Here is a 25145-nt window from a genome sequence, read left to right as displayed (position 1 = left end):
ATGGCATTAGATAAAAATCAAATTGCACAAAGAATAGCAAAAGAAGTAAAAGATGGCTATTATGTAAATTTAGGTATTGGAATACCAACATTAGTGGCTAATTATGTTCGTGAAGATATTTCTGTTGAGTTTCAATCAGAAAATGGAGTACTAGGAATGGGTCCTTTTCCTTTTGAAGGAGAAGAAGATGCAGATGTAATAAACGCAGGAAAGCAAACCATTACAACTTTACCAGGCGCTAGTTTTTTTGATTCAGCATTTAGTTTTGGAATGATACGTGCTCAAAAAGTAGATTTAACAATTTTAGGCGCAATGGAAGTTTCAGAAAATGGAGATATTGCCAATTGGAAAATCCCGGGTAAAATGGTAAAAGGTATGGGAGGTGCCATGGACTTAGTGGCTTCTGCAGAAAATATTATCGTGGCAATGATGCATGTAAATAAAGCTGGAGAATCTAAGATTCTCAAAAAATGTACTTTACCATTAACAGGTGTAGGTTGTGTTAAGAAAGTAGTTACAGAATTAGCTGTAATGGAAGTAACACCAAAAGGGTTTAAACTTTTAGAAAGAGCACCTGGTGTATCAGTCGAAGAAATTATAAAATCAACAGAAGCAGAATTAATTATTGAGGGGGATATTCCTGAAATGACTATAAATTAATTCACTTCTTCTTTCATATTTAAAAGCCCATTGAGGGCTTTTTTTATTTTTATTTTAAAGTTAAGATTAAGTTATGGTTAAGATAAAAAACATAATTTAAAACCTGATGTTGGTATTTTTCTGTAAAATTGTGTAAATTATTGATAATCAAATAATAAACCAACAAACCAAAAAAACACCAATTATGAAAAAACAACTACGCAGTTTAACTTCAATAGCTGCACTCTCGTTGTTTACCTTATCTGCCTTGGCTCAAGAAACAGATAAGAATGTAAACAAAAAGGAAAAAAATGATAATGGAACTCCCGCTTTCATTACATTTAAAGAATCTTCAACCTATAAAAGTTCAGATGCAAGAACAATCTTCAAAGAACAACTAGGACTTAAAGAAAATCAAAACTTTTCAAAAGTAAAAACCGAAGCAGACGAATTAGGTTACACTCACGAAAAGTTTCAATTGTATCATCAAGGAATTAAAGTTGAATTTGCAACATACAACTTACATTCTAAAAATGGTAAAGTAAACGCTATGAGTGGAGAGTTTTACAAAATAGGAAATGTAGAAACTTCACCTTCAATTAATGCTCAAGCTGCTTTACAAAGAGCAATATCTCATTTAGGAGCCACAGAGTTTCTATGGAATAATCCACAAGAGGCAAAAGCAAGCAATTATTCAAAACCAAAAGGGGAATTGGTTTTACTGCCTATTGACAATTCAGTTAAATTAGCGTATAAATTTGATATCTATGCTACTAAACCATTGAGTAGAGGTGATGTTTATGTAGATGCAAAATCTGGTCAAGTTTTATTTTACAACGCTACAATAAAACATCTTGGAGAGCATAGTCATGGTAAAAATTTAGCAGAAAAATCTAATACTACCAACTTGTTTAAAAATCCATCTATTATGGTTGCAGCAAATGCAGCAACTCGTTATAGTGGGACTCAAACAATTCAAACATTGCTTAGCGGATCTTCATATATTTTGCAGGACAACACTAGAGGAAGTGGTATGCAAACGTACAATATGAAAAAAGGTACAAATTACTCTTCTGCAGTTAATTTCACAGATGTTGATAACAATTGGACAGCTGCAGAATTTGATAATGCTAATAAAGATAATGCTGCGTTAGATGCACATTGGGGAGCTGAAAAAACATATGATTATTTTAGTGCAGTTCATTCAAGAAATAGTTATAATAATTCTGGCGCAAAAATTAACAGTTATGTTCACTATAGCTCAAACTATAACAATGCATATTGGGATGGTTCTAGAATGACTTATGGAGATGGAAGTGGATCAGGAGGATTTAATGCGTTAACTTCTCTTGATGTAGCTGCTCATGAAATTGGACATGCTGTTTGTACTTATACGGCTAATTTAGCTTATCAAAAAGAATCAGGAGCTATGAATGAAGGTTTTTCAGATATCTGGGCAGCATGTGTAGAGTTTTACGCTGCTCCAAATAAGCAACCTTGGTTAATAGGAGAGGATATAGAAATGAGATCAGGTCATGCTGCTTTACGATCTATGAGTAATCCTAACGCTGAGGGTCAACCAGACACTTATGGCGGAACGTATTGGAAGAACCCCAATTGTACTCCTACTCAAACTAATGACTATTGTGGAGTTCATACTAACTCAGGTGTATTAAATCATTGGTTTTATATTTTAGCAGTAGGAAAATCTGGAACTAATGATATTGGAAATGCATTTAACGTTACAGGAATTTCTGTGGATAAAGCAGCAAAAATTGCTTATCGTACAGAAGCTAATTATTTATCAGCAAACTCAACGTTTGCTAACGCAAGAACATACTCTATTCAATCAGCTACAGAATTATATGGAGCAGGTTCTGCTGAAGTGATTGCGACGACAAATGCTTGGTATGCTGTAGGTGTTGGAGCAGCTTATTCAGGAGGAACTTCAGACACAACTGCACCAACTACACCAACAAATTTAGCTGCATCTGGAACAACTTCATCATCAACTAACTTGTCGTGGACTGGTTCAACTGACAATGTTGGAGTAACTGGATATAATGTTTACAGTGGAACAACTTTATTGGGAACTGTTACTGGTACAACTTATACAGCTTCAGGATTAACAGCATCAACTACTTATTCTTTTACAGTAAAAGCAAAAGATGCAGCTGGTAATTTATCTGCTGCCAGTAATGCTGTGAGTGTAACAACTTCTGCAGCTACAGCTACTTATTGTGCTTCAAAAGGAAATAGTGTGGCTGATGAGTATATTGGAAGAGTACAAATTGGAACTATAAATAACGCCTCAACTGGAGGAACAGGTTATTCAGACTTTACAAGTATTTCAACAAATGTTACAAAAGGAAGTGCTACAGCAATTACTATAACTCCTACATGGACTGGCTCTACTTATTCAGAGGGTTATGCTGTTTGGATTGACTTAAATAACGATAAAGACTTTGACGATTCTGGAGAATTAGTATGGAGTAAAGCAGCTTCTACAACTACACCTGCCACAGGAAGTTTTACTGTTCCTACATCAGCTGTTACAGGAGCTACAAGAATGAGAGTATCTATGAAATATAATGGTATACCTACTCAATGTGAGGCGTTTTCTTACGGAGAAGTTGAAGATTATACGGTGAATCTAGTTGCTGGTTCGGCAGATACAACTGCACCAACTGCACCAACAAATTTAGCGGCGTCAGGAACTACATCTACTTCAACAACATTGTCTTGGACAGCTTCTTCAGATAATGTAGGTGTAACAGGATATGATGTATATCAAGGTTCAACATTAAAAGCAAGTGTTACAACTACATCTTATACAGTTACAGGATTAACAGCAGCCACAACTTATTCTTTCTCTGTAAAAGCAAAAGACGCTGCTGGAAATGAATCTGCTTCTAGTAATGTAGTAAATGTAACTACTTCATCTACTTCTGTAACATACTGTGCTTCTAAAGGAAATAATGTTTCAGACGAATATATCGACTATGTAGCTTTAGGTGGAATTTCAAATGCTACAGGAGCAAATGCTGGATATGGTAACTTTACAAACTTAGTTGGAAATGTTCCTTATGGATCAAATACAATTACGTTTAGTGCTGGATTTACAGGGTCTGCATATACAGAATACTGGTCTGTATGGATTGATTACGACCAAAATGGAACTTTCGAAACTACAGAAAAAGTAGTTGCAGGATCATCTTCTAGCTCAGGAAATTTGACAAGTACATTTACTGTTCCTACAACTGCTTTAGCAGGACAAACAAGAATGAGAGTTCAAATGAAATATAATGCAACTTCTACAGCGTGTGAAACATTTACTTACGGAGAAGTAGAAGATTATACAGTAAATATTGGAGCAGCTGCTATAAATGGAATTACTTCTGGCGATACAATTGCTAACGAATCAAACGTATTTGATTTCAAAATGTATCCTAATCCAGTAGAAAGTACATTAAATGTTGCTATGTTTGATAATCGTTCAGTTTCTTTCAAAATTTATAATTTAATGGGACAATCATTAAAAACAGGTAAGTTAGATCAACAACAAGTTAATGTTTCAGATTTACCTTCAGGATTATATGTTTTAGAAGTTAATGATGGACAAAAAGCAATCACTAGAAAATTTGCTAAAAAATAATTAAACCAAACCAACTAAATAACTATTGTAAGGAGGCTGAGCAATCAGCCTCTTTTTTTATAAAATAAATCATAGCTTTGCAAAATAATTTGGGCGTGTCCACGCTAAGGCGTGGTCGGGCTGTTCGCACTACATGGTAGTTTGCTTCCATCCTTCACGCAACTTAATCTTTTATAAAAATGTCCTACCCAAAAGTTATCTTAAAAAAAGGAAAAGAAAAATCTATACAACGCCGTCATCCATGGGTGTTTAGTGGAGCCGTGTATGGTGTGACACAAGAAATCAATGATGGCGAAATGGTCGATGTTGTCGATTCAGATAATAACCATTTAGGGACAGGATATTTTAGTGACAAAGGGAGTATTGTTGTTCGAATTCTAACTTTTGCGAAAGAGACATTTTCGGATAATTTTTGGACAGAAAAATTACAATCAGCCTGGGAATTACGTCTAAAATTATTGAATCTTGAAGTAACGAATGCCTTTCGTCTAATTCACGGAGAAGGAGACGGCATCCCTGGATTAATAATAGATTATTACGATAAAAATTGGGTTCTGCAAGCGCATTCGTCAGGCATCTATTACCAAATAGAAAAAATTGCGAATGCTATAAAATCAACTTTCCCTGATTTTTGTGAAACCATTTATTGCAAAAGTTCAGGAACATTACCTAACACAGGAACCGATTACTTTTTATTTGGCACTAAAAAAGAAACAACTGCTAAAGAAAATAACATTCACTTTTCGGTAAACTGGGTCGAAGGACAAAAAACAGGTTTCTTTTTAGACCAAAGAGAAAATCGCAGATTGTTGCGAGAATATGCCAAGGATAAAAAAGTACTGAATACATTTTGCTATACAGGAGGTTTTTCTATTTATGCCATGAGCGCAGGTGCCGAGTTGGTAACCTCTGTAGACATATCTCAAAAAGCAGTCGATTTAGCTGCTAGAAACATGGAATTAAATTTCCCTAATTCGAATCACAAAGCAATAGCTGATGATGTTTTTAACTTTATGAAAGAAAACCATCAAGTATACGATGTTATTGTGCTTGATCCTCCTGCCTTTGCAAAAAGTATTAAAAGTAAGCATACCGCAACACAAGCGTATAAACGTTTAAATATTGCAGGTTTAAAAGCTTTAGCTCCTAAAGGGATTTTATTTACTTTTTCTTGTTCACAAGTTATAGATGATGTATTGTTTTACAATACTGTTGCAGCAGCAGCAATTGAAACTGGAAGAAATATTCGAGTTCTACATAAACTATCTCAAGGACCGGATCATCCAACAAACATTTACCACCCTGAAGGGCATTACTTAAAAGGCTTGGTGTTGTATGTGGAATAGCATTTAAGAAATAAAATCCAAAGTAATTTTACTTTGGATTTTTTATTTGAAAATAATACAAATCTGACAAATGTCATATTTAATTGTTTAGCGATTAAGTTTCTTTGCTCCTGAATTTTAAAAGCAAGTAACTTAAACTTTTTATTATGCCTATAAATACTATTGAAAGACCTGCGCCTATTGACAAAGAAGTAGCTTGGGACAAAACCCAAGTAATTATGAGTAAAACAGATAAATTTGGAACTATCGAATATGCCAATGAAGTTTTTTCGGATGTTTCTGGTTACGAAGATTATGAATTAATGGCAAAACCGCATAACATAATAAGACATCCTGATATGCCTAAAGTTATTTTTAAAGTGCTTTGGGACAATCTTAAAAAAGGCAATAACTTTCATGCCATTGTAAAAAACATGGCAAAATCAGGACGTTACTATTGGGTAATTACAGACTTTGATATTGCTAAAAATGAAGAAGGTGAAATTGTTCATTATTTTGCAAGAAGGAAAGCAGTTCCTAGCGAAGTAATAACAAATCATATTGAACCATTATATAAAAAGCTTTTCCAAATTGAAGAAGCGAGTGGGCTAGAAGCAGCTGAAAAGTATTTAATTGGTTTTCTTGAAGAAAAGGAGAAGACCTATGTGGAATATATTTTAGATATCATGCGTCAACAAAAAGAAAAAGAATTTGTAAAGCAACCGATTCCCGTTGATGAAGAGGAAGAAGAGAAAAGAAGTTTCTTTGCTAGATTCTTTGGACTATAATTTTAAATAAAAAGAGCTAATTCATTTGAATTAGCTCTTTTAGTATTTGTTTATTGTAAATTACAAATTCGCAAAGAAATCATTTCCTTTATTATCAGTGATAATGAAAGCAGGGAAATCTTTTACTTCAATTTTACGAACCGCTTCCATACCTAGTTCTTCAAAGTCAACTACTTCAACAGAAAGGATATTTTCTTTTGCTAAAATAGCCGCCGGACCACCTATTGATCCTAAATAGAATCCACCGTATTTGCCACAAGCATTAGTAACTTCTTTACTTCTGTTACCTTTTGCTAACATGATCATGCTTCCACCCGCTGCTTGAAATTCATCAACATACACGTCCATACGACCTGCAGTTGTTGGTCCAAAACTCCCAGAAGGCATCCCATCTGGCGTTTTTGCTGGACCTGCATAATATACTGGATGGTTTTTAAAGTATTCAGGCATTGGTTTGCCAGCGTCTAGTAATTCTTTAATTTTTGCGTGAGCAATATCACGAGCTACTATTAAAGTTCCGTTTAACTTTAAACGAGTTTTGATAGGGTAATTGGACAATTCTGCAAGAACTTCTTTCATAGGACGATTCAAATCAACTTCTACAGCAGGCTCTAAATGAGGAGCTGTTTCTGGTAAGAATCGTTTTGGATTAGTTTCTAATTGCTCTAAAAATATACCATCTTTAGTAATTTTTCCTTTAATGTTTCTATCTGCAGAACAAGAAACTCCCATTCCTACAGGACAAGAAGCTGCGTGACGAGGTAAACGAATTACTCTAACATCATGAGTTAAATATTTACCACCAAACTGCGCTCCAATTTGACTTTCTTGACATATTTTTTGCACTCTTGCTTCCCATTCTAAATCACGAAAAGCTTGGCCAGCCATGTTTCCAGATGTAGGTAAATTATCAAAATAACCCGCAGAAGCTTTTTTCACTGCTGCTAAATTGGCTTCGGCAGAAGTTCCACCAATTACTAAAGCTAAGTGGTAGGGAGGACAAGCTGAAGTTCCTAAATCTTTAATTTTTTCTCGAATGAATTCATCCATTGATTTTTCATTCAACAATGATTTTGTTTTTTGGTATAAGAAAGTCTTATTAGCAGATCCACCACCTTTTGTTAAAAATAAAAACTCATACGAAGCTCCTTTTTTAGCATAAATATCAATTTGTGCAGGAAGATTAGAACCTGAGTTTTTTTCTTCAAACATCGAAATAGGAACGATTTGAGAATAACGTAAGTTTTTGTTTTGATAGGTATTAAAAATACCTTTAGACAACCATTCGCCGTCATCTACTCCAGTATATACATTTTCGCCTTTTTTACCCATTACAATTGCAGTTCCTGTGTCTTGACAAGAAGGTAATTCACCATCAACTGCAACTACTGCATTTTGTAATAAATTGTAAGCTACAAAGCGGTCGTTGTCTGTTGCCTCAGGATCGTCGATAATGTTTTTCAATTTTTGTAAGTGAGAAGAACGTAACATGAAAGAAACATCTTTCATCGCTTCTTCTGCAAGTAACTCTAGTCCTTTAGGGTCAACAGTTAGAATTTCTCTGTCACCTAATTGTTCAACTTTTACAAAATCTGAAGTTAATTTTTTATACTGCGTATCGTCTTTTATGATTGGATACGGGTCTTGATATAGGAAGTCCATTAAGTTAATTTTTTGTTGCGTAAAGATAAAAATAATTACTAAAAAAGCCGATGATAAATCGGCTCTTTGATATTTATGGTTTTGGTGTAGTGACTAGTTTTTTTACCATGGCAGATTGACCATATTCTAGCGTTTTAAGAAAGTCGGCCATGCTCTCTGGTACTTTCTCCCAAGGGTTAGCACCTAAGTAAAGTTCTTTTAAATTTAATAGAGCACTTATTTCTGATGGTAAAACTTTAATTTGATTTTCATCAAAATTAAGAGTTGTTAAATTAACTAAGTTGCCAAAACTGTTAGGAATTCTTTTTATCTGGTTTTTGGCCATATTTACATAAGTCAAATTAACCAATTCGCCTAATTCGTTTGGAACAACCTGAATTAAATTTGCTTTAAAGTTTACTGAATTCAAATTGGTTAGCGCACCTATTTCAACAGGGATTTCAGTAATATTGTTTTTTTCAAAATTAATCACTTTTAGCTTTGTTAAAAGTCCTATTTCAACAGGGATTGATTTAAGTTTATTGTCTGCTATACTTAACTCGGTTAAATAAGTAAGTCCTCCTATTTCAACAGGAATAGCATCAATTTTATTGCTATTCAAGTTAAGTTTTCTAAGACGAGCAATTCTTCCCACGTAAGGAGATAGTGCATCTAATTTATTTTTTTGCATTTCAAGTTTCTCTAAACTTGGAAGTTTAGCTAATTCAATAGGGAAACGCATAAATAAATTATTATTAATGTAAATCTCTCTTAATTTAGTTAGTTTACTAATTTCTATAGGCAATGATTGTAAATTATTGTAATTGAGCCAAAGCTTCTCAATATTTACATATCTACCAATTTCTGGAGGAAGTTTCGTTAATGAACGATTGTTTAGATTAAGTTCTTTTGCCTTTTCTGGATTGGGTGCATTCATGATTTCTGTCATCGAACGGCCATCAGCTTCTTGGGCATTTGAAACAAAAAAAGCACAATTAAGTAGTGCTAATAAAAGTAATTTTTTTATTGCATTCATGATAATATATTTGGGTGCGATAAAAGTAATAAATTTGATTAAAAACAATAAAAAAAACCGATAAAATATCGGTTAATTTATCTTTAATTCATTGATTTATAAGAAAAACCAGCTAGCGATTGCTATTGCAGCTATAACGCAAATTAAATCAACTAACAACATCATACCTAAAGTGTAACGTGTGTTTTTAATGTTTACTGAACCAAAGTACACAGCTATTACATAAAAAGTAGTTTCTGCACTACATTGAAAAATACAACACAAACGACCTGTAAAAGAATCAGGGCCAAAATTACGCATCGCATCAATCATAAATCCTCTCGAGCCACCAGAACTAAATGGACGTAACATGGCAACTGGTAAGGAATCCGTAATTTGTTTGCTTACACCAATATTCGAGAATAAGAAAGAAATTCCGTTACTAATAATTTCAAATAAACCACTATTCCTAAAGAAGGAAATAGCTACTAGCATTCCCATTACATAAGGAAAAATTTTAACCCCAGTATTCAACCCGTTTTTGGCACCATCTACAAAAGTGTCAAATATTGTTGTTCCTTTTTCGGCGAATTTTTTTTCGTGTATGAAGGCAAAAATTAAGGTTATAGCAATGATTGAAATTAACATCAAACCAGAAAGATTACCAGTAAAATAGTTTTTTCCAATTAAATCCAATCCGTTAATATAAAATAATAATCCTGCAATAGCCGCTATAATGGTAGTGATAGCAACTACAAGCGAAGCGCTTTTAAAATTAATAAGTTGTTTGATGCCAACTAATAAAAATGCTGCTATGGTTCCTACGAAAGAAGTAATAATACAAGGCAACATTACATCGGCAGGATTAGCGGCATTTTCTGCTGCTCGATAACCAATGATTGAAGTTGGAATCAAAGTCAAACCAGCCGCATGCAAGCACATGAACATAATTTGAGCATCACTAGCTTTGTCTTTTTCGGGATTGATTTCCTGTAAACTTTCCATGGCTTTTAAACCAAATGGCGTCGCTGCCGAATCCAATCCAAGGAAATTTGCAGCAAAGTTTAATGTCATATACGAAATTGATTCGTGGTTTTTTGGGACAGACGGAAACACCTTAGCAAAAACTGGACTCAGTTTAGAAGCTAATTTTTCGGATGCACCAGAAATAATCAATAATTCCATTAAGCCACAGAAAAATGCCAGATAAGCAATCAATGGAATAATCAAATCAATTAAGCTGTTTTTACAAGTAGGTAGTAAACCATCCGATTTTTGTACACCACTGTATACTTTAACCGTTTGACTTTTGTATACATAAGTGGTATCGGCATTAATGGTATCGCGGTTGATGACCATGGTCATATTAGGCGCTTTTTCAATGCTGTCTGCAATAAATTTTGGAACCTGATTTAAGTATTTCTCAGAAATTAATATGGGTTCGTCTTTTTTTCCGTTCAATACATAATCAATAGTGTAACTGTTTCCGGTAAATAAACTTACCACCACAAAAAGAATTGAAGAAATAAATATTACGAGCCAAAATCTGCTTAGAACCATAAAGTGTATTTTTTGTAAAGATATTTAAATTTTTATACCTGTTATCTATTAGTTGAAGAATGCCTTACACATGAATAATCTCTTCTTCAATTAACAATTCTTCTCGTCGTAAGCGGAGTAAAATTTGGGCAACTGCAATAACATCTTTTTCACAATACGTGACAATACGGTCAATGTCTTTTTCAACATAAAAAACGTGGGCTACTTCACTACCATCAATATCGTCTTTAGGAGAAGGAATGCCCAAAACATTAGTTAATAATTTTAAAGATGTATAATGTTTGTAATCGCCAAATTTCCACAATTCTAACGTGTCTAAGTGAGGCACTTCCCATGGTTTTTTACCGAACAAATTCAGTTTTAACGGAATCGGAATTCCTTTTATAATCATACGTCGAGCGATGAAAGGGAAGTCAAATTCTTTGGCATTATGACCACACAAAACATGTTGTGGTTGACCAAAATGATTGTTTATAAGATTAGAGAACTCTTTTAAAATTTTTTCTTCTTCACCAAAAAAGGAAGTCACTCTAAAATGACGAACATCACCTTTGAATGTAAAAAAACCAACCGAAATACAAATGATTTTACCAAACTCAGCCCAAATGCCTGCGCGATCATAAAACTCTTCTGCTGTAAAATCTTCCTTACGCTGATATTTAGTTTTAAGATCAAAGAGTTCCTTTTTAGTTTCGTCTAGATCTGAAAAAGTTTCAAATTCAGGAACGGTTTCAATATCAAGGAATAAAATATTTTCTAGTTGGAGTTTGTCGAGCATTGGTTTTTAGTTTAACATTTCCCAATATACAGATTTTTGAAATATTTTAATAACAGCTTCATTATAAGTTATTTTTTCATTTCTCATAATTGTTAAAACATTATAATCAAGAAAATAAAGTTTAATCCTGTATTTGCTAGACAATTTAAAATTAACAATTCCAAAGTCAGATTCTAAATTTCTTCTAGCAGAATTTTGAATAGATTCAATCAATAATCGTTTTAATTCTTCTTTTGTATAAAAGTTTAATGCTAATAAAATTCTTTCTTTAGAATACCCTTCATCAAATTCAAACTGAATATTGTTAAGAAATTTTTGTAATCCTTTTAAATCTTTTGTCTCTTTAAAAAGTTTCATTTTTAACTCATAAATCTTATCAAAAGCATCCATTTTTGCATTTCCACAAAAACCATAATCCACTTTTTCTGCTCTGTTGAGTAGACGTAAAGCTTTAACATAATCTTTCTCATTTAATTTTTTTTCAGCTTTTACTATTAGGCTAAAATCTTGAGAAAAAGATTGTTGAGTTAGAAACAAGAATATTAAGAAAGTAATTTTTCTCATACTAAAACAAACTTTGCTGTTTATTAGGATTTTCGTGTTCGAGTAACCACTGTTTGCGCCACAAACCACCCGCATAACCAGTAAGTGATCCGTCACTACCAATAACACGGTGACACGGAACTACTATCCATAAAGGATTTTTGCCATTGGCCGAAGCTACGGCACGAATAGCTTTTACATCACCTAACTTTTTGGATAAATCCATATAAGAAGTGGTTTTACCAAAGGGAATGTTGAGTAACTCTTGCCAGACTTTTTGTTGGAATTCTGTACCTTGAGGATTGAGTTTGAAAGTAAACTCGGTTCTTTTTCCTTCAAAATATTCCTGAAGTTGAATGACTGCTTCTTTTAAAACAGCAGGAATTTTTTTAGTTGCTGTACCTTCTGATAAAACAGAAATAATGGCAATGCCGTTCTCATCTCCTTCAATTTTTGTGATGCCCAAAGGCGATTGTATAAAAGCAATTTCCATGTTATAAAAATAGTTATTTAAAATAAAAAAGTCATCCGAAGATGACTTGATTTTTGTTCTATTTTGAAAAACTCAGCATATAGGCTTCTAATGCTTTTAACTCTTCTTCAGGAAGATTTTTAGTAATTGCAAAATTAGTTTTCATTGTCGTATACTGACTTGGATCGACTATAGGCTCGCTTTTTTCTTTTAAGAACTCGGCAATACTTCCGCCTTTTTCTTTGTAAATTTTTGCGATATCTTTTATTGCAGGGCCAACGGTCTTAACTTCTTCTTTATGACATGTATAGCAAACACCTTTACCTTGAAAAATTTCTTTTCCTAATTCTTCAGGTTTTAAAGTAGCAACTTCAGATGTTGGTTTGTCAAAGTTCTCTTGATTTTCTTTTTTGCAAGAAATCAGTATTCCGATAAATGATAATAATAGTATTTTTTTCATTATTTCTGATTCAATAAAATAGCAGCTTCTTTGGCAAAATAGGTTGAAATTAAACTTGCTCCAGCACGTTTGATACACATTAATTGTTCCATCATGATTTTATCATGATCTAACCAACCTCTTTCAGAAGCGGCTTTGATCATGGCATATTCTCCTGACACATGGAAAACAGTTACAGGTACATCAACAGCATTTTTTACTTCGCGAACAATATCTAAATAGGCAATACCTGGTTTTACCATTACCATATCAGCACCTTCTTCCACATCCCACAAAGCTTCTTTCACAGCCTCAATACGATTGGCGTAATCCATTTGGTAGGTTTTCTTGTCTTTCGGAATCACTACATCAGCTTCTCTCGGCGCACTATCTAAAGCATCACGGAAAGGACCGTAAAAAGCTGAAGCATATTTAGCCGAATAGCTCATAATTCCCACATTGTGGAAACCAGCCGCATCTAATCCTTGGCGCAAACGCAATACACGACCGTCCATCATATCACTTGGTGCTACAAAATCGGCACCTGCCTCAGCATGAGAAACAGCCATTTTCACTAAAGCTTCGTTTGTTGCATCATTGGCTACGTCTCCGTTTTCAATAATTCCATCATGACCATAAATCGAATATGGATCTAAAGCTACATCAGGCATAACAATCATTTCAGGACAAGCTGCTTTAATAGCACGAATAGCATTTTGCATCAATCCGTTTGGATTCCATGCTTCTTTTCCGGTATTGTCTTTTAAGTCGTCGTTTACTTTTACGTAAATGTTAACTGCTCTAATTCCTAAAGCATATAATTCTTTTACTTCTTCTACCGTTAAATCTAATGTTCTGCGGTAAATTCCTGGCATGGATGGCACTTCAATTTTATTGTTTTCACCTTCCATGATGAACATAGGAAACATAAAATCTGTTGGACTTAAACTCGTTTCTCTAACTAATGAACGAATGCTTTCATTCACTCGTAATCTTCTACCTCTTTGTATTGGAAACATATGTTTTTTTATTTAGTTGTCAGCTTTCAGTAATCAGCTTTCAGAGTTATTTATTTTAATCATTAATCCATGTATCATTTTTCTAATTTCTTGGATTTTTTCCAAAAAGTTTTCTCCTTTTTATTTTTCAAGAAATAATAAGTCAATGCTAAGTATAATTTGATATTCTAATTCATTGGTTGAGCCATATGCGATTGATAAAAATCGTGCAAAATCTTTATTGGTGTTTCTGCCAGCTCCTTCTGCAATATTTGTTGGTATTGAACTGGAAGATCTTTTCATTTGACTCGTTAAGCCAAACATTTCTTCCTTTGGAAAATCCTTCAATTCTTTATATAATTCTAAAGTTAATTGATGTGATTTTTCCCAAACTTGCAATTTTTTATAATCTCTCATAATTACTGACTACTGATAGCTGAAATCTGACAGCTTATAACCATTCAATAGGATCTTCTAAAACTTGTATCAATTTTTCTTCATCACTTCCCCCTTCTGGATGATGGTCATATACCCATTGCACATGCGGTGGTAAACTCATCAAAATACTTTCGATGCGACCATTTGTTTTTAAACCGAAAAGTGTTCCTTTATCGTGAACCAAATTGAATTCGACATAACGGCCACGACGGATTTCCTGCCAAGTGCGGTTAGCTTCTGTGTATGGTAAATCTTTTCTCCTTTCTACAATAGGAACATAGGCTTGTAGGAAAGAATTTCCAACTTCGGTTACGAAATTGTACCAATCTTCCATTTTCATGGTGTCTGTTTCTTTCAAATAATCGAAAAACAAACCGCCTATTCCTCTTGCTTCGTTGCGATGTGCGTTCCAAAAGTATTCGTCACATTTCTTCTTATAGTTCGGATAAAACTCTGGATTGTGTTTGTCGCACGCTGTTTTACAGGTTTGGTGAAAATGTTTCGCATCTTCTTCAAACAAATAATAGGGTGTTAAATCTTGTCCGCCGCCAAACCAGCTATTGATTACATTTCCATTATCGTCATACATTTCGAAATAACGCCAATTCGCGTGAACCGTTGGTACCATTGGATTTTTAGGATGAATGACCAAACTCAAACCACAAGCAAAAAAATCGGCTTCGCCCACATTGAATAATTTCTGCATTGAATCTGGTAATTTCCCATGAACGGCTGAGATATTTACACCGCCTTTTTCAAAAACATTTCCGTTTTCAATCACACGGGTTCTTCCACCACCACCTTCGGGTCTGTCCCATAAGTCTTCACGGAATTTTGCTGTTCCATCAATATCTTCTAAGCCTTTACAAATTTGGTCTTGAAGGGTTTGTATATATGTGTAGAATTTATTTTTCATTTTAGTTATTTTGATACTTAGGATAAAAAGCTTTTTGCATTAAATTAATATTTTCCTTTTCTCCAAAAATATAGTATGCATCTTGTCCACCAGTTTCAATAGAAATATATTCTTCTTTGCAATTAGTGTCTTTTACAATTTGATTTATTAACTTTTCGAACATTTCAATGTCATACCAATCTCCTTGATCTTCAGGCTTCATTATGTAGCATTTATCCTTGTAAGAGACCAAAAAATGATAGTAAACTTTTCCTTTTTTTCTATCTATCTTGTACTGAACATGAGAAAAGATGTCATTAATTTTTCCTTTAGATATTCCTGAAAAGCTATTAAGTAAATTATTATAATCTACAGGAATTGTTCCTACTTCAGTATCGAAATTATAAGCTACTTCAGCTAAATCTAAGCATGTTTCAATAGAATTCAAATTATCGTAGTGATACTCTTTTGTTTTATAGTTTTCTATCAGAGAGTTGGTTATTGGATAATCTATTATTTTATGCTCTAATAAAAAATCACTTATTTCAACATAACTCATTTTAGAAATCAAATATTTTTTTTGAAAATGGGTTTTTAGATTGTTACTGGTAAATTCATTTTTGATATTATTCAATACAAATTCCTTCTGTTGATCTTTCAGAAATTCATTGATTCTTAAAAAATCAAACTCATCAGTAAAATCAAATTTTTGAAAATTTTTAAAAATTAATTGATTAACTTCAATATCAGTATATAATTCAGAATCATTTTTTACTAATTCTATTATTTCAAAAAAATCATCTTTGTTTTCTAATTCTTTTAAAATGATTTTTTTTCTATCTTCTTTTGAATAAGATTTAATTTTAAATAATGAAACCTTGTTTTTAAATTCTTCATAAATAACAGTTCCTTCTAAACTTTTCAGGATATTATCTAAAATTATATTTGCATTTTTATCACCAAACTCCAATAAAATCCCAAAAAACTTTAGATTTAAAGGTGTATCTGTAAATAAGTATTCTCCTTTTTTAATTTCAAAACTTGATTTATTAATTGGGTTCTTTTTCAAAAAATCATGTGCAATTTCAAGTATTTTAGAATTAATTTTATCATCATTCCCTTTAAGATATTCCTCAAAACCATTGAAAATCCAATGTTCTTTTTCTAAATCTATTTTGCCTGAAAAATAAGATGAATGTACAAAATCAACGGCTTTAGAATTATTATAATTTGATGCCAACCAATAAAAAATTCTATCATTATCTTTTGATAAACCTGATATAAGACGTTTTTCGAAAATCTCTTCGGCTCCATGTATACGATTATATCCTAAGAACTGAACAATAATATTTTCAAAATAGTCATCGTTCATAAGTTTTATAAGTTGATCAATTATTTCAGGTTCTAAAACTACACCTTTGTTTCTTGAGTTATAATCCTGTTCTAACTCCTTTAGAAGCTCAAAAATTTTCTCCTTATTTTTCTTTCTAAGCACTTGAGTTATGCTTGGGATGACTGTTTTATCTCCTTTTAGATATCTTTTGCCTATGGTTGACTCAGTTTCTTTTATAAATTTTTCTTTATTGAGTTTGTCAACTTTGTTCTTTTCAAGAATGTATTTCTTAATCAATTCAGAATCATTTTTGTCTGAAACAACTACTAATTTCTGGTTTTCTTTTTTTGAAATATATCTATCAATTACTTTTTGAATAGTGATACTGTCAGATTTTAAATTTTGGGAAAAAGCATTTAACCCAAAAAATAAAAAACAAATAGCTGTATTTTTTTTAGTTCTGAACATCATTAAAACTATTTCTATAAAAAGTAATGGCTACTGACCATATTCTTTAACAGCCTCTATAAACGCTTTTGCATGATCTACAGGAATGTTTGGCAAAATACCGTGACCTAAGTTTACAATGTATTTGTCTTTTCCAAACTCGTCGATCATTTCGTGTGCCATTTTCTTGATAGTTGGAATTGGAGATAATAAACGCGACGGATCAAAGTTACCTTGTAAGGTGATGTTTCCACCCGTTAAATAACGTGCATTTTTAGGTGAACATGTCCAATCCACACCTAATGCCGATGCTTTTGATTTTGACATTTCATTTAACGCAAACCAACAACCTTTTCCAAAAACAATAACTTCTGTTTCTTCAGCTAATGCTTCCACGATTTGGTTGATGTATTTCCAAGAGAATTCTTGATAATCCACAGGCGATAACATTCCTCCCCAAGAATCGAAAATCTGTACCGCATTTACGCCTGATTTTACTTTTTCTTTTAAGTATAAAATGGTAGTATCTGTAATTTTTTGTAATAATGTATGGGCTGCAACAGGATTTGAAAAGCAAAAACCTTTAGCGGTATCAAAACTTTTAGACCCTTTTCCTTCTACAGCATAACAAAAGATAGTCCATGGAGAACCCGCGAAACCAATTAAAGGGACTTCGTCGTTCAACATTTCTTTGGTTAGTTTGATGGCATCCATCACATAACCAAGGCTTTCTTCAATATTTGGAATAAAAACTTGTTCCACTTGTTCCATTGTACGAATTGGGTCAGGAATAATGGGACCTAAATTGTCCTTTAATTCAACGTGAATTCCCATAGCTCTTGGAACTACCAAAATATCAGAAAACAAAATTGCCGCATCTGGTTTTACAATTCGGATAGGTTGCACTGTGATTTCAGCTGCTAATTCTGGTGTTTCACAACGTGTGAAGAAATCGTATTTGTCGCGTAATGCTCTGAATTCTGGTAAATATCTTCCTGCCTGACGCATCATCCATACTGGCGGGCGTTCTACAGTTTCTCCTTTTAAAGCTCTTAAGAATAAGTCGTTTTTAATCATGTTTTCTTGCTTTATGCTTTAAGCCATACGCTTTAAGCTTTTTACATTTTTATTGCATATTGCCTAAAGCTTAGTGCTTACGGCTAAAATAATTAATACATTGGATAATCACATTTTCAACCGAAGGTTGGTTCGCGACTATGATATTTTTTGTGTGATGTTCTAATGCTTCTGCAGTGGTATTTCCAATACAAAAACATATTTCATCAGCAATTTTATTTTGTTTAGTATAACTTTCTACTCCTGACGGACTATAAAAAAGTATTCCGTCAAATGTTGAATTACCGTTGGCTGAGCCTGTCGAAGTCATTTTTTGAGGTGTTAGAATCGTTTCGTACACTTCAATTTCATTGAATGAAATTTCGGCTTCTTTCAATTTTTCAGGCAAAACATCGCGACGCAAATTTCCGCTAAAAAAAGTATAACTTGAATCGGCATAGACTAACGAAATGATTTCCGCTAAATCCTCAGCATAACCTGTATAAGCTTCTACTTGAAATCCGTTTTCTTCCAATAATGCTTTGGTTTTTAAACCAACACAGAAGACTTTTTTAGCTTTTAAATCTTCAATATTTTCAAATCCTAAAACAGTATTAACTGCATTTTGACTGGTGAAAATTAAAGCTTCGTTGATTTGAGCATTAGCAAGAATTGGTAATGACTTGGTTTCAATAAAATCGGCTTCGACTACTGAAAGATTAGCGTTCAATAAAAACTGCTTCTGATTAGAAAGCAAGGTTTTTGTAGATAATATTCTAATGTTTTCAGCCACAATTATTTTTTCAGTTTTTCTTTAATTTCAGCCATTAAAGCCGAACCTCCATTGTCAAGAATTTCTTTGGCACAATTCAAACCTAACTTTTTCCACTCTGAAATATCAAAAGAACGTTTGATTTCTATTTTTTGCTGACCATCGATAGAGAATAACACCCCGTCAAAATCGATACAATCTGTTTTTTCATTATAAATGGCTAAGGCTCCAATTGGCGCAGTACAACCACCTTCTAATGTTCTTAAAAACTGACGTTCGATATACGTGCAAATTTCTGTTTCGATGTGGTTTAATTCAGACAAAGCGTCTAAAGCAAAAGTATCTTCTGCCATAGCAACCACCATCATAGCGCCTTGTGCAGGTGCCGGAATCATCCAGTCTAAATTGATAAAAGTATCCGGTTTTAAATTGATTCTTTCCAATCCAGCCGCTGCAAAAACAGCTCCATCCCAATCACTATCTCTTAGTTTTTGCATACGGGTATTTACGTTTCCACGTAAATCAACTACTTGGTGTTTTGGATATTTATGCAACCATTGTGCCTGGCGACGTAAACTCCCAGTAGCAATAGTTCCTTCACCTTGTAAGAAATCTAAATTCCCTTTGTGTACTAAAATATCAACCGTATTGGCTCTTTCTAAAACAGCTGCTTGTACAATACCTTGTGGCAAAGCTGTAGGAACATCTTTCATAGAATGTACAGCAATATCTACCTGACCAGAAATCATAGCAACATCAAGGGTTTTAGTAAAAATTCCTGTGATTCCTAATTCGTATAAAGGTTTATCAAGAATGATGTCCCCTTGTGATTTAACGGCAACAATTTCGGTTTTATATCCTAAATCGTTAAGTTGTTTTTCAACAGTGTGAGCTTGCCAAAGCGCTAATTCGCTATCGCGAGTTCCTATTTTTATAATTCGATTTTTTGCCACAAGTTGTTATTTTTCTAACTGAAACACTCTTTGAATCCAATCTACACTTTCATCAACCGAAGTGTTTTCATCTTTTAAATGATTGGCAAAATGATTGGTGATTTTTTGAATAATACGATTGCTTATTATCTCGGCTTGAGCCTCATCAAAGTTGTTCATTTTTTTACGTTGATACGCCATTTCGATTTCTTTAATCGACTGTAGTTTGGCTTTCAAAGCATGAATCGTTGGTGCATATTTACGCCCTTTAGTCCAAGTGATGAACTCATCTGAAATTTCTTCAATAATTGCTTCAGCCTGCGGAATGAATTTTTTACGATTCTCTAAAGTCTCATCGGTAATTTGCGACAAATGATCCATATGAACCAAAGTCACTCCTTCAATATCCTGAACATTTTCGTTCACGTTTTTAGGAATCGATAAATCTAATATCAATAAAGGTTTTTTTAGATTTAAAATGGTCTTATCAACCGTTGGGTTTTGAGCTCCTGTCGCTACTACCAGAACATCAGCTTTTTGAATTTCTTCTTGTAAATCAGCGTAATCTTTTACGATTAAGTCTAATTTTTTGGCCAATTTTTCTGCTTTATCCTTTGTGCGATTGATCAAAGTAATGTGGTCGTGTTTGCTATGTTTTACAAGGTTTTCACACGTATTACGACCAATTTTACCTGTGCCAAAAAGCAAAATGTTTTTATCAGCAATATCAGGAACGGTTTTGAAAATATATTGTACCGAAGCAAAAGATACAGAAGTCGCTCCAGAAGAAATTTCGGTTTCGTTTTTAACTCTTTTACTCGCTTGAATAACCGAATTTACCAAACGCTCCATGTAAGCGTTTCCTAAATCATGTTCTTTTGAAAAAACGAAGGCATTTTTAATTTGAGAGATGATTTCGAAATCACCTAAAATTTGACTATCTAAACCCGTTCCTACACGGAATAAATGATTGATAGCTTCTTTACTTTTGTATACGTAAGCTACTTTTTGAAAGTCTTCGACAGTTCCTTGACTATTTTCACAAAGTAGTTTGATTAATTGAAATGGGTGTTGTGCAAAACCGTAAATTTCTGTTCTGTTGCAGGTAGAAGTTACAATCAGACTTTCTATACCTTCTGATTTAGCCTGAACTAGTAAGTTTTCTTTGGCTTTATCATCCAGACTAAATTTACCTCTCATCTCTGCATCAGCTTTAAGATAACTTAAGCCAATAGCATAAAACGAAGTTGATTTTGCGGGTATATTCTGTGTCATTAAATCCTAATCAAATTTTCGATACAAATTTAGTCTTGCAATTTTTATAAAAATAACGCTATAAGTACTTTTTGTGTCGCTATAAGTAATTTTTATAGTTGAAATGACTTTTTAGCGATATTTGTTATATTTTTGCTGTGAAATAAGGTCTTTAGAATTTATTTATATAGAATCATTCTAAATAAAAAAGTTCTAATTGATTGAAATTTAAAACTAAAAAGTATCGCTATGAGTTCAGCGGAAGAAATAAAAATAGACGATGAATTTATTTTAATTCGCTTTCAGAATGATTCTGAGGAAGAAATGAAATACGAGCGTCCTGTAAAAACTGGATTGATTCAGTTTCACTTTGGCTTAAAAGGAAAGGGAAAATTCATCTTTAATAACGGTAATTATACTCTAGATTTAAAAGATGAGAAATCACTTTTGTTCTACAATCCAGAAAAAGAGTTGCCACTTCATTTAGATATTGCGCCTAAAACTTGGATTATTTCTGTTCTAATTTCTATTAAAAAATTTCATGGTTTATTCACAAGTGATGCGGATCATATTCCGTTTTTAAGTGAAGAAAACAAAGACAGGAAATACTACGGTGAGGAAAACATTACGCCTTCTATGGCGATTGTTTTGAACCAGATGTTTCATTACAACTTAAACCCAACAATCAAGAATTTATACTATAAAGGAAAAGGATACGAATTGTTGAGTTTGTTCTTTAACAAAAGTGAAGATCCAGACGTTGAGCAATGTCCTTTTTTAATTGATGAGGAAAATGTAAAAAAGCTTAAAAAAGCCAAAGAAATCATCATTGCAAATATGGCTGAACCGCCTAGTTTAGAAGAACTTTCGGAAAAAGTAGGGTTGAATCTTAAAAAACTAAAAACAGGTTTCAAACAAATTTATGGAGACACCGTTTATGGTTTTCTATTCGATTATAAAATGGATTATGCCCGTAATTTATTAGATAGCGGATCGTATAATGTTAATGAAGTAGGATTAAAAATTGGCTATAGCACATCTAGCCATTTTATAGCAGCATTTAAAAAGAAATTTGGCACTACGCCTAAGAAATATTTATTAGAAAAAGTACAATAATGAAAGGAGTATTATTAGTGAACTTGGGCTCACCTGAAAGTCCAGACCCAAAAGATGTTAAGCCTTATTTAGATGAATTTTTAATGGATAAATACGTAATTGATGTTCCGTATTTATTAAGAGCTTTATTAGTTCGAGGAATTATTTTACGCAAAAGGCCAGAAGAATCTGCTCATGCGTATGGAAAAATTTGGACAAAAGAAGGTTCACCACTTGTAGTAATTTCTAAAAATGTACACAAAAAAGTTCAAGATAGAGTAGATGTTCCTGTAGCGTTAGCGATGCGATATGGTTCGATGACTATTCAAAAAGGATTGCAAGAATTAAAAGACAAAGGAGTTACCGAAGTGTTGTTATTACCAATGTATCCTCAATATGCAATGGCATCGACAAAAACTATTTTTGTTTTAGCCGAAGAACTTCGTAAAAAGCATTTCCCTGAAATGACCATTACACGCATAAATTCTTTTTATAACAAAAAAGATTATATCCAAAATCTAGCAGACTCAATTAAAGAACATTTAGAAGGTTTTGATTATGATCATTTACTTTTCTCTTATCACGGAATTCCAGAACGTCATATCAGAAAGTCAGACGTAACTACAACACATTGTAAAATAAATAGCAGTTGTTGTGTGACTGCATCGCCAGCTCATGAGTTCTGTTATCGTCATCAGTGTTTTGAAACGACTCGTCAAGTAGTTGAGCTTTTAAATATACCAAAGGAAAAATATAGCGAAACTTTCCAATCAAGACTTGCAGGCGATAAATGGTTAGAGCCTTATACAGATATTGAAATCAATAACATGCCCGCTAAAGGGATCAAAAATCTAGCGGTTGTTACACCAGCTTTTGTTGCTGATTGTTTAGAGACTTTAGAAGAAATTGCAATGCGTGCTGATGAAGATTTTAAAGCTAATGGTGGAGAAAATTTCAAAGCAATTCCTTGTTTGAATGAAGACGAAGCTTGGATGGATACAATTGCAAATTGGATTAAAGAGTGGGCTAAAAACTAATTGCAATGGAACTTTATAACTACATAAAATCCTTACATCTCATTTTTGTTATTACTTGGTTTGCAGGTTTGTTTTATATTGTTCGTTTGTTTGTATATCATGCAGAAGCTAAGCAAAAGCAAGAGCCAGAACAAAGTATTTTAATCAAACAATACCAATTAATGCAGTATCGCTTGTGGTATATTATTACTTGGCCTAGTGCTATTCTGGCTAGTTTTTTTGCGTATTGGATGTTGTTCTTTACAGATGCTGGTCAAATTTGGCTCACACAACCTTGGATGCATGTAAAACTGGGCTTTGTGTTTCTTTTGTACTTGTATCATTTAAAATGCCATCAAATATTTCTTCAGTTACAAAAAGATGAGGTAAAACATACGTCGGGATTTTTTAGATTGTGGAATGAAGGAGCAACTATTATTTTATTTGCAGTTGTCTTTCTTGTGATTTTAAAAAATGCTGTGAATTGGATTTATGGAGTAATTGGAATTATACTTTTTTCAGTACTTTTAATGTTTGGGTATAAATTCTATAAAAAGATTAGAGAAAAAAATCAGTAAATGAAATCCCTTTTTAAGGTTAAACATTGGTCGCTACGCACAAGAATCTTCATGTCGATGATTCTAATTACACTTATATCTTCGATATTAATTGCGGCAGCTTCTATCATTCATTTTCAGATTAAAAGTAAAGTATACCACGACGAAAAGTTATTGATTAAAGAAAATCAAATTCGCCAACACATACAGTATATTTTAGCAACTACGCCACACCCATTAACAACGTTCAATTTACGATCTATCTTTTCGTATAAGATTTTTGAGATTGCAAATATTCACAATATTCAAATTGATATTTTCGATTTTTCAGGCAGATTATTGGTCACTTCTAAAGCACCAATAATAAAGGGACAAATTTCTCCTTTACTACCAGATTATGTGGTGGATAGAGTAAAAAATTCACCCAAAAACAGATACGTTGATTTTGCTGAGGGGAAAGATAAAAGTTATCGATTTTCGTATAGTTATTTAATGGATTTTGTTGAAAATAAGCCACTAGGAATTATTCGACTGCCTTATGTAGAAGATGATTCTTTCTACAAAAACGAAATCAGAAACTTCTTGCTTATTTATGGTATGGTGTACTTAGCAATGGTGATTATTTCGATTTGGATTGCTTATTATCTTTCAAAATACATAACAAAATCATTAAAAACTATTTCTGATAAACTAACGGAAACTAGTTTGACAGAAAAAAATGAAAAGATTGAGTCTGTCACCAATAGTCATGAAATTGACCGATTGATTTTTTCATATAATAAGATGATTGATCAGCTTCAAGAAAGTGCTAATAAACTGGCTCAAAGTGAAAGGGAAGGAGCATGGAGAGAAATGGCGAAACAAGTCGCTCACGAAATTAAAAACCCATTGACGCCAATGCGATTAACGGTTCAAAGTTTTGAAATGCGATTTAATCCTGAAGATCCTAATGCAAAGAAAAAATTAGCCGATTTTTCTAAAACATTAATTCAGCAAATTGATACAATGACGGCTGTTGCGTCTGCGTTTTCTAACTTTGCTTCGCTACCAGCTCAACAAAATGAGACACTCAATATTGTTGATGTCGTTAAATTAGCATTGGAAATCTTTAATGAAGATTATATTCGATTTGAATCTTCTCATGGAGAGATAATTACAAAAATTGATAGAACACAATTGATAAGGATTATTACCAACTTAGTTAAAAATGCAATACAAGCTATACCGGATGAAAAAACAGAAAAGAGTATTCTAGTTTCTATTACTAAGGACAAAAGTAATGCTGTAATTTGTGTACAAGATAACGGTAAAGGAATTGCATACATAGATTTCGACCGAATATTTGAACCTAAATTTACTACTAAAACAAGCGGTATGGGGTTAGGCTTAGCAATCATTAAAAACATCATTGAAAATTACAACGGAAGCATTACCTTTGAGTCTGAAGTAAATCAAGGAACCACTTTTAAAGTTATTTTACCTATAATAAACAAATAA

Annotated in this window: 23 protein-coding genes; 8 read left to right on the top strand and 15 right to left on the bottom strand. The window is 33.0% G+C overall.

Annotation, left to right across the window (positions count from 1 at the left end; translation table 11 throughout):
• From BUC09_RS01405 to BUC09_RS01390, 4 genes are all read left to right on the top strand, one after another.
• Complete coding sequence (locus BUC09_RS01405; protein WP_073307966.1) at positions 1-660, top strand: CoA transferase subunit B; 660 nt, start codon at positions 1-3, stop codon at positions 658-660.
• 184 nt (positions 661-844) lie between these two features.
• Positions 845-4294: a M4 family metallopeptidase gene (locus tag BUC09_RS01400; RefSeq protein ID WP_084127058.1), complete on the top strand. Its 3450-nt coding sequence runs from the start codon at positions 845-847 to the stop codon at positions 4292-4294.
• Between the two features lie 179 nt (positions 4295-4473).
• Positions 4474-5640 carry a class I SAM-dependent rRNA methyltransferase gene (locus BUC09_RS01395; RefSeq protein WP_073307962.1) on the top strand — a complete coding sequence of 389 codons (1167 nt, stop codon included), beginning with the start codon at positions 4474-4476 and terminating at the stop codon, positions 5638-5640.
• A 146-nt stretch (positions 5641-5786) separates the two neighbouring features.
• On the top strand, positions 5787-6407 hold the full coding sequence (locus BUC09_RS01390; RefSeq protein ID WP_073307960.1) for a PAS domain-containing protein: 621 nt from the start codon (positions 5787-5789) through the stop codon (positions 6405-6407).
• A gap of 60 nt (positions 6408-6467) precedes the next feature.
• Here the strand turns inward: BUC09_RS01390 and BUC09_RS01385 are convergent, their stop codons facing one another.
• The 15 genes from BUC09_RS01385 to hemA form a co-directional block, all read right to left on the bottom strand.
• On the bottom strand, positions 6468-8069 hold the full coding sequence (locus BUC09_RS01385; protein ID WP_073307958.1) for a fumarate hydratase: 1602 nt from the start codon (positions 8067-8069) through the stop codon (positions 6468-6470).
• A gap of 73 nt (positions 8070-8142) precedes the next feature.
• Entirely contained in the window at positions 8143-9084 is a 942-nt protein-coding gene (locus tag BUC09_RS01380; protein WP_073307956.1) for a leucine-rich repeat domain-containing protein, read from the bottom strand.
• 96 nt (positions 9085-9180) lie between these two features.
• On the bottom strand, positions 9181-10623 hold the full coding sequence (locus BUC09_RS01375) for a nucleoside recognition domain-containing protein (RefSeq protein WP_073307954.1): 1443 nt from the start codon (positions 10621-10623) through the stop codon (positions 9181-9183).
• Positions 10624-10687: 64 nt separating this feature from the next.
• A complete protein-coding gene (locus tag BUC09_RS01370) occupies positions 10688-11401 on the bottom strand; it encodes a 3'-5' exonuclease (RefSeq protein ID WP_073307952.1) in 714 nt (237 codons plus the stop codon).
• A 6-nt stretch (positions 11402-11407) separates the two neighbouring features.
• Positions 11408-11965 carry a hypothetical protein gene (locus BUC09_RS01365; protein WP_073307950.1) on the bottom strand — a complete coding sequence of 186 codons (558 nt, stop codon included), beginning with the start codon at positions 11963-11965 and terminating at the stop codon, positions 11408-11410.
• Between the two features lies 1 nt (position 11966).
• Positions 11967-12437 (bottom strand): methylated-DNA--[protein]-cysteine S-methyltransferase, encoded by a 471-nt coding sequence (locus BUC09_RS01360; protein ID WP_073307948.1) that lies wholly within the window; start codon positions 12435-12437, stop codon positions 11967-11969.
• Positions 12438-12495: 58 nt separating this feature from the next.
• Positions 12496-12876 (bottom strand): c-type cytochrome, encoded by a 381-nt coding sequence (locus BUC09_RS01355; protein ID WP_073307946.1) that lies wholly within the window; start codon positions 12874-12876, stop codon positions 12496-12498.
• Positions 12876-13874 carry a porphobilinogen synthase gene (gene hemB / locus BUC09_RS01350; RefSeq protein WP_073307945.1) on the bottom strand — a complete coding sequence of 333 codons (999 nt, stop codon included), beginning with the start codon at positions 13872-13874 and terminating at the stop codon, positions 12876-12878. The genes BUC09_RS01355 and hemB overlap by 1 nt, the downstream gene beginning before the upstream one ends.
• Before the next feature lie 120 nt (positions 13875-13994).
• Positions 13995-14270, bottom strand: a complete 276-nt coding sequence (locus BUC09_RS01345; RefSeq protein WP_200778469.1) for a four helix bundle protein — start codon at positions 14268-14270, stop codon at positions 13995-13997.
• A gap of 34 nt (positions 14271-14304) precedes the next feature.
• Positions 14305-15207: an oxygen-dependent coproporphyrinogen oxidase gene (hemF, locus tag BUC09_RS01340; RefSeq protein ID WP_073307943.1), complete on the bottom strand. Its 903-nt coding sequence runs from the start codon at positions 15205-15207 to the stop codon at positions 14305-14307.
• A gap of 1 nt (position 15208) precedes the next feature.
• The gene (locus tag BUC09_RS01335; protein WP_143161841.1) at positions 15209-16990 is read right to left on the bottom strand and encodes a hypothetical protein; all 1782 of its coding nucleotides are present in this window, start codon (positions 16988-16990) and stop codon (positions 15209-15211) included.
• Between the two features lie 27 nt (positions 16991-17017).
• Positions 17018-18043 (bottom strand): uroporphyrinogen decarboxylase, encoded by a 1026-nt coding sequence (gene hemE, locus BUC09_RS01330; RefSeq protein ID WP_073307939.1) that lies wholly within the window; start codon positions 18041-18043, stop codon positions 17018-17020.
• A gap of 70 nt (positions 18044-18113) precedes the next feature.
• Positions 18114-18815: a uroporphyrinogen-III synthase gene (locus BUC09_RS01325; RefSeq protein WP_073307938.1), complete on the bottom strand. Its 702-nt coding sequence runs from the start codon at positions 18813-18815 to the stop codon at positions 18114-18116.
• A 2-nt stretch (positions 18816-18817) separates the two neighbouring features.
• Complete coding sequence (hemC, locus tag BUC09_RS01320; RefSeq protein WP_073307936.1) at positions 18818-19747, bottom strand: hydroxymethylbilane synthase; 930 nt, start codon at positions 19745-19747, stop codon at positions 18818-18820.
• A 6-nt stretch (positions 19748-19753) separates the two neighbouring features.
• Positions 19754-21001: a glutamyl-tRNA reductase gene (gene hemA / locus BUC09_RS01315; RefSeq protein ID WP_073307934.1), complete on the bottom strand. Its 1248-nt coding sequence runs from the start codon at positions 20999-21001 to the stop codon at positions 19754-19756.
• Positions 21002-21229: 228 nt separating this feature from the next.
• Here hemA and BUC09_RS01310 point away from each other — a divergent pair, with 228 nt between their 5' ends.
• The 4 genes from BUC09_RS01310 to BUC09_RS01295 are packed head-to-tail and all read left to right on the top strand — an operon-like array spanning position 21230 to position 25145.
• A complete protein-coding gene (locus tag BUC09_RS01310; RefSeq protein ID WP_073307932.1) occupies positions 21230-22096 on the top strand; it encodes an AraC family transcriptional regulator in 867 nt (288 codons plus the stop codon).
• Positions 22096-23112 carry a ferrochelatase gene (hemH, locus tag BUC09_RS01305; RefSeq protein WP_073307930.1) on the top strand — a complete coding sequence of 339 codons (1017 nt, stop codon included), beginning with the start codon at positions 22096-22098 and terminating at the stop codon, positions 23110-23112. The genes BUC09_RS01310 and hemH overlap by 1 nt, the downstream gene beginning before the upstream one ends.
• 5 nt (positions 23113-23117) lie before the next feature.
• On the top strand, positions 23118-23669 hold the full coding sequence (locus BUC09_RS01300; RefSeq protein ID WP_073307928.1) for a CopD family protein: 552 nt from the start codon (positions 23118-23120) through the stop codon (positions 23667-23669).
• Positions 23670-25145 (top strand): sensor histidine kinase, encoded by a 1476-nt coding sequence (locus BUC09_RS01295; RefSeq protein WP_073307926.1) that lies wholly within the window; start codon positions 23670-23672, stop codon positions 25143-25145.

The organism is Flavobacterium terrae (assembly GCF_900142035.1).
Classification (GTDB): domain Bacteria; phylum Bacteroidota; class Bacteroidia; order Flavobacteriales; family Flavobacteriaceae; genus Flavobacterium; species Flavobacterium terrae.
The sequence above is the reverse complement of the archived record's forward strand: the minus strand, read 5'-3'. Positions and strand labels throughout refer to the sequence as shown.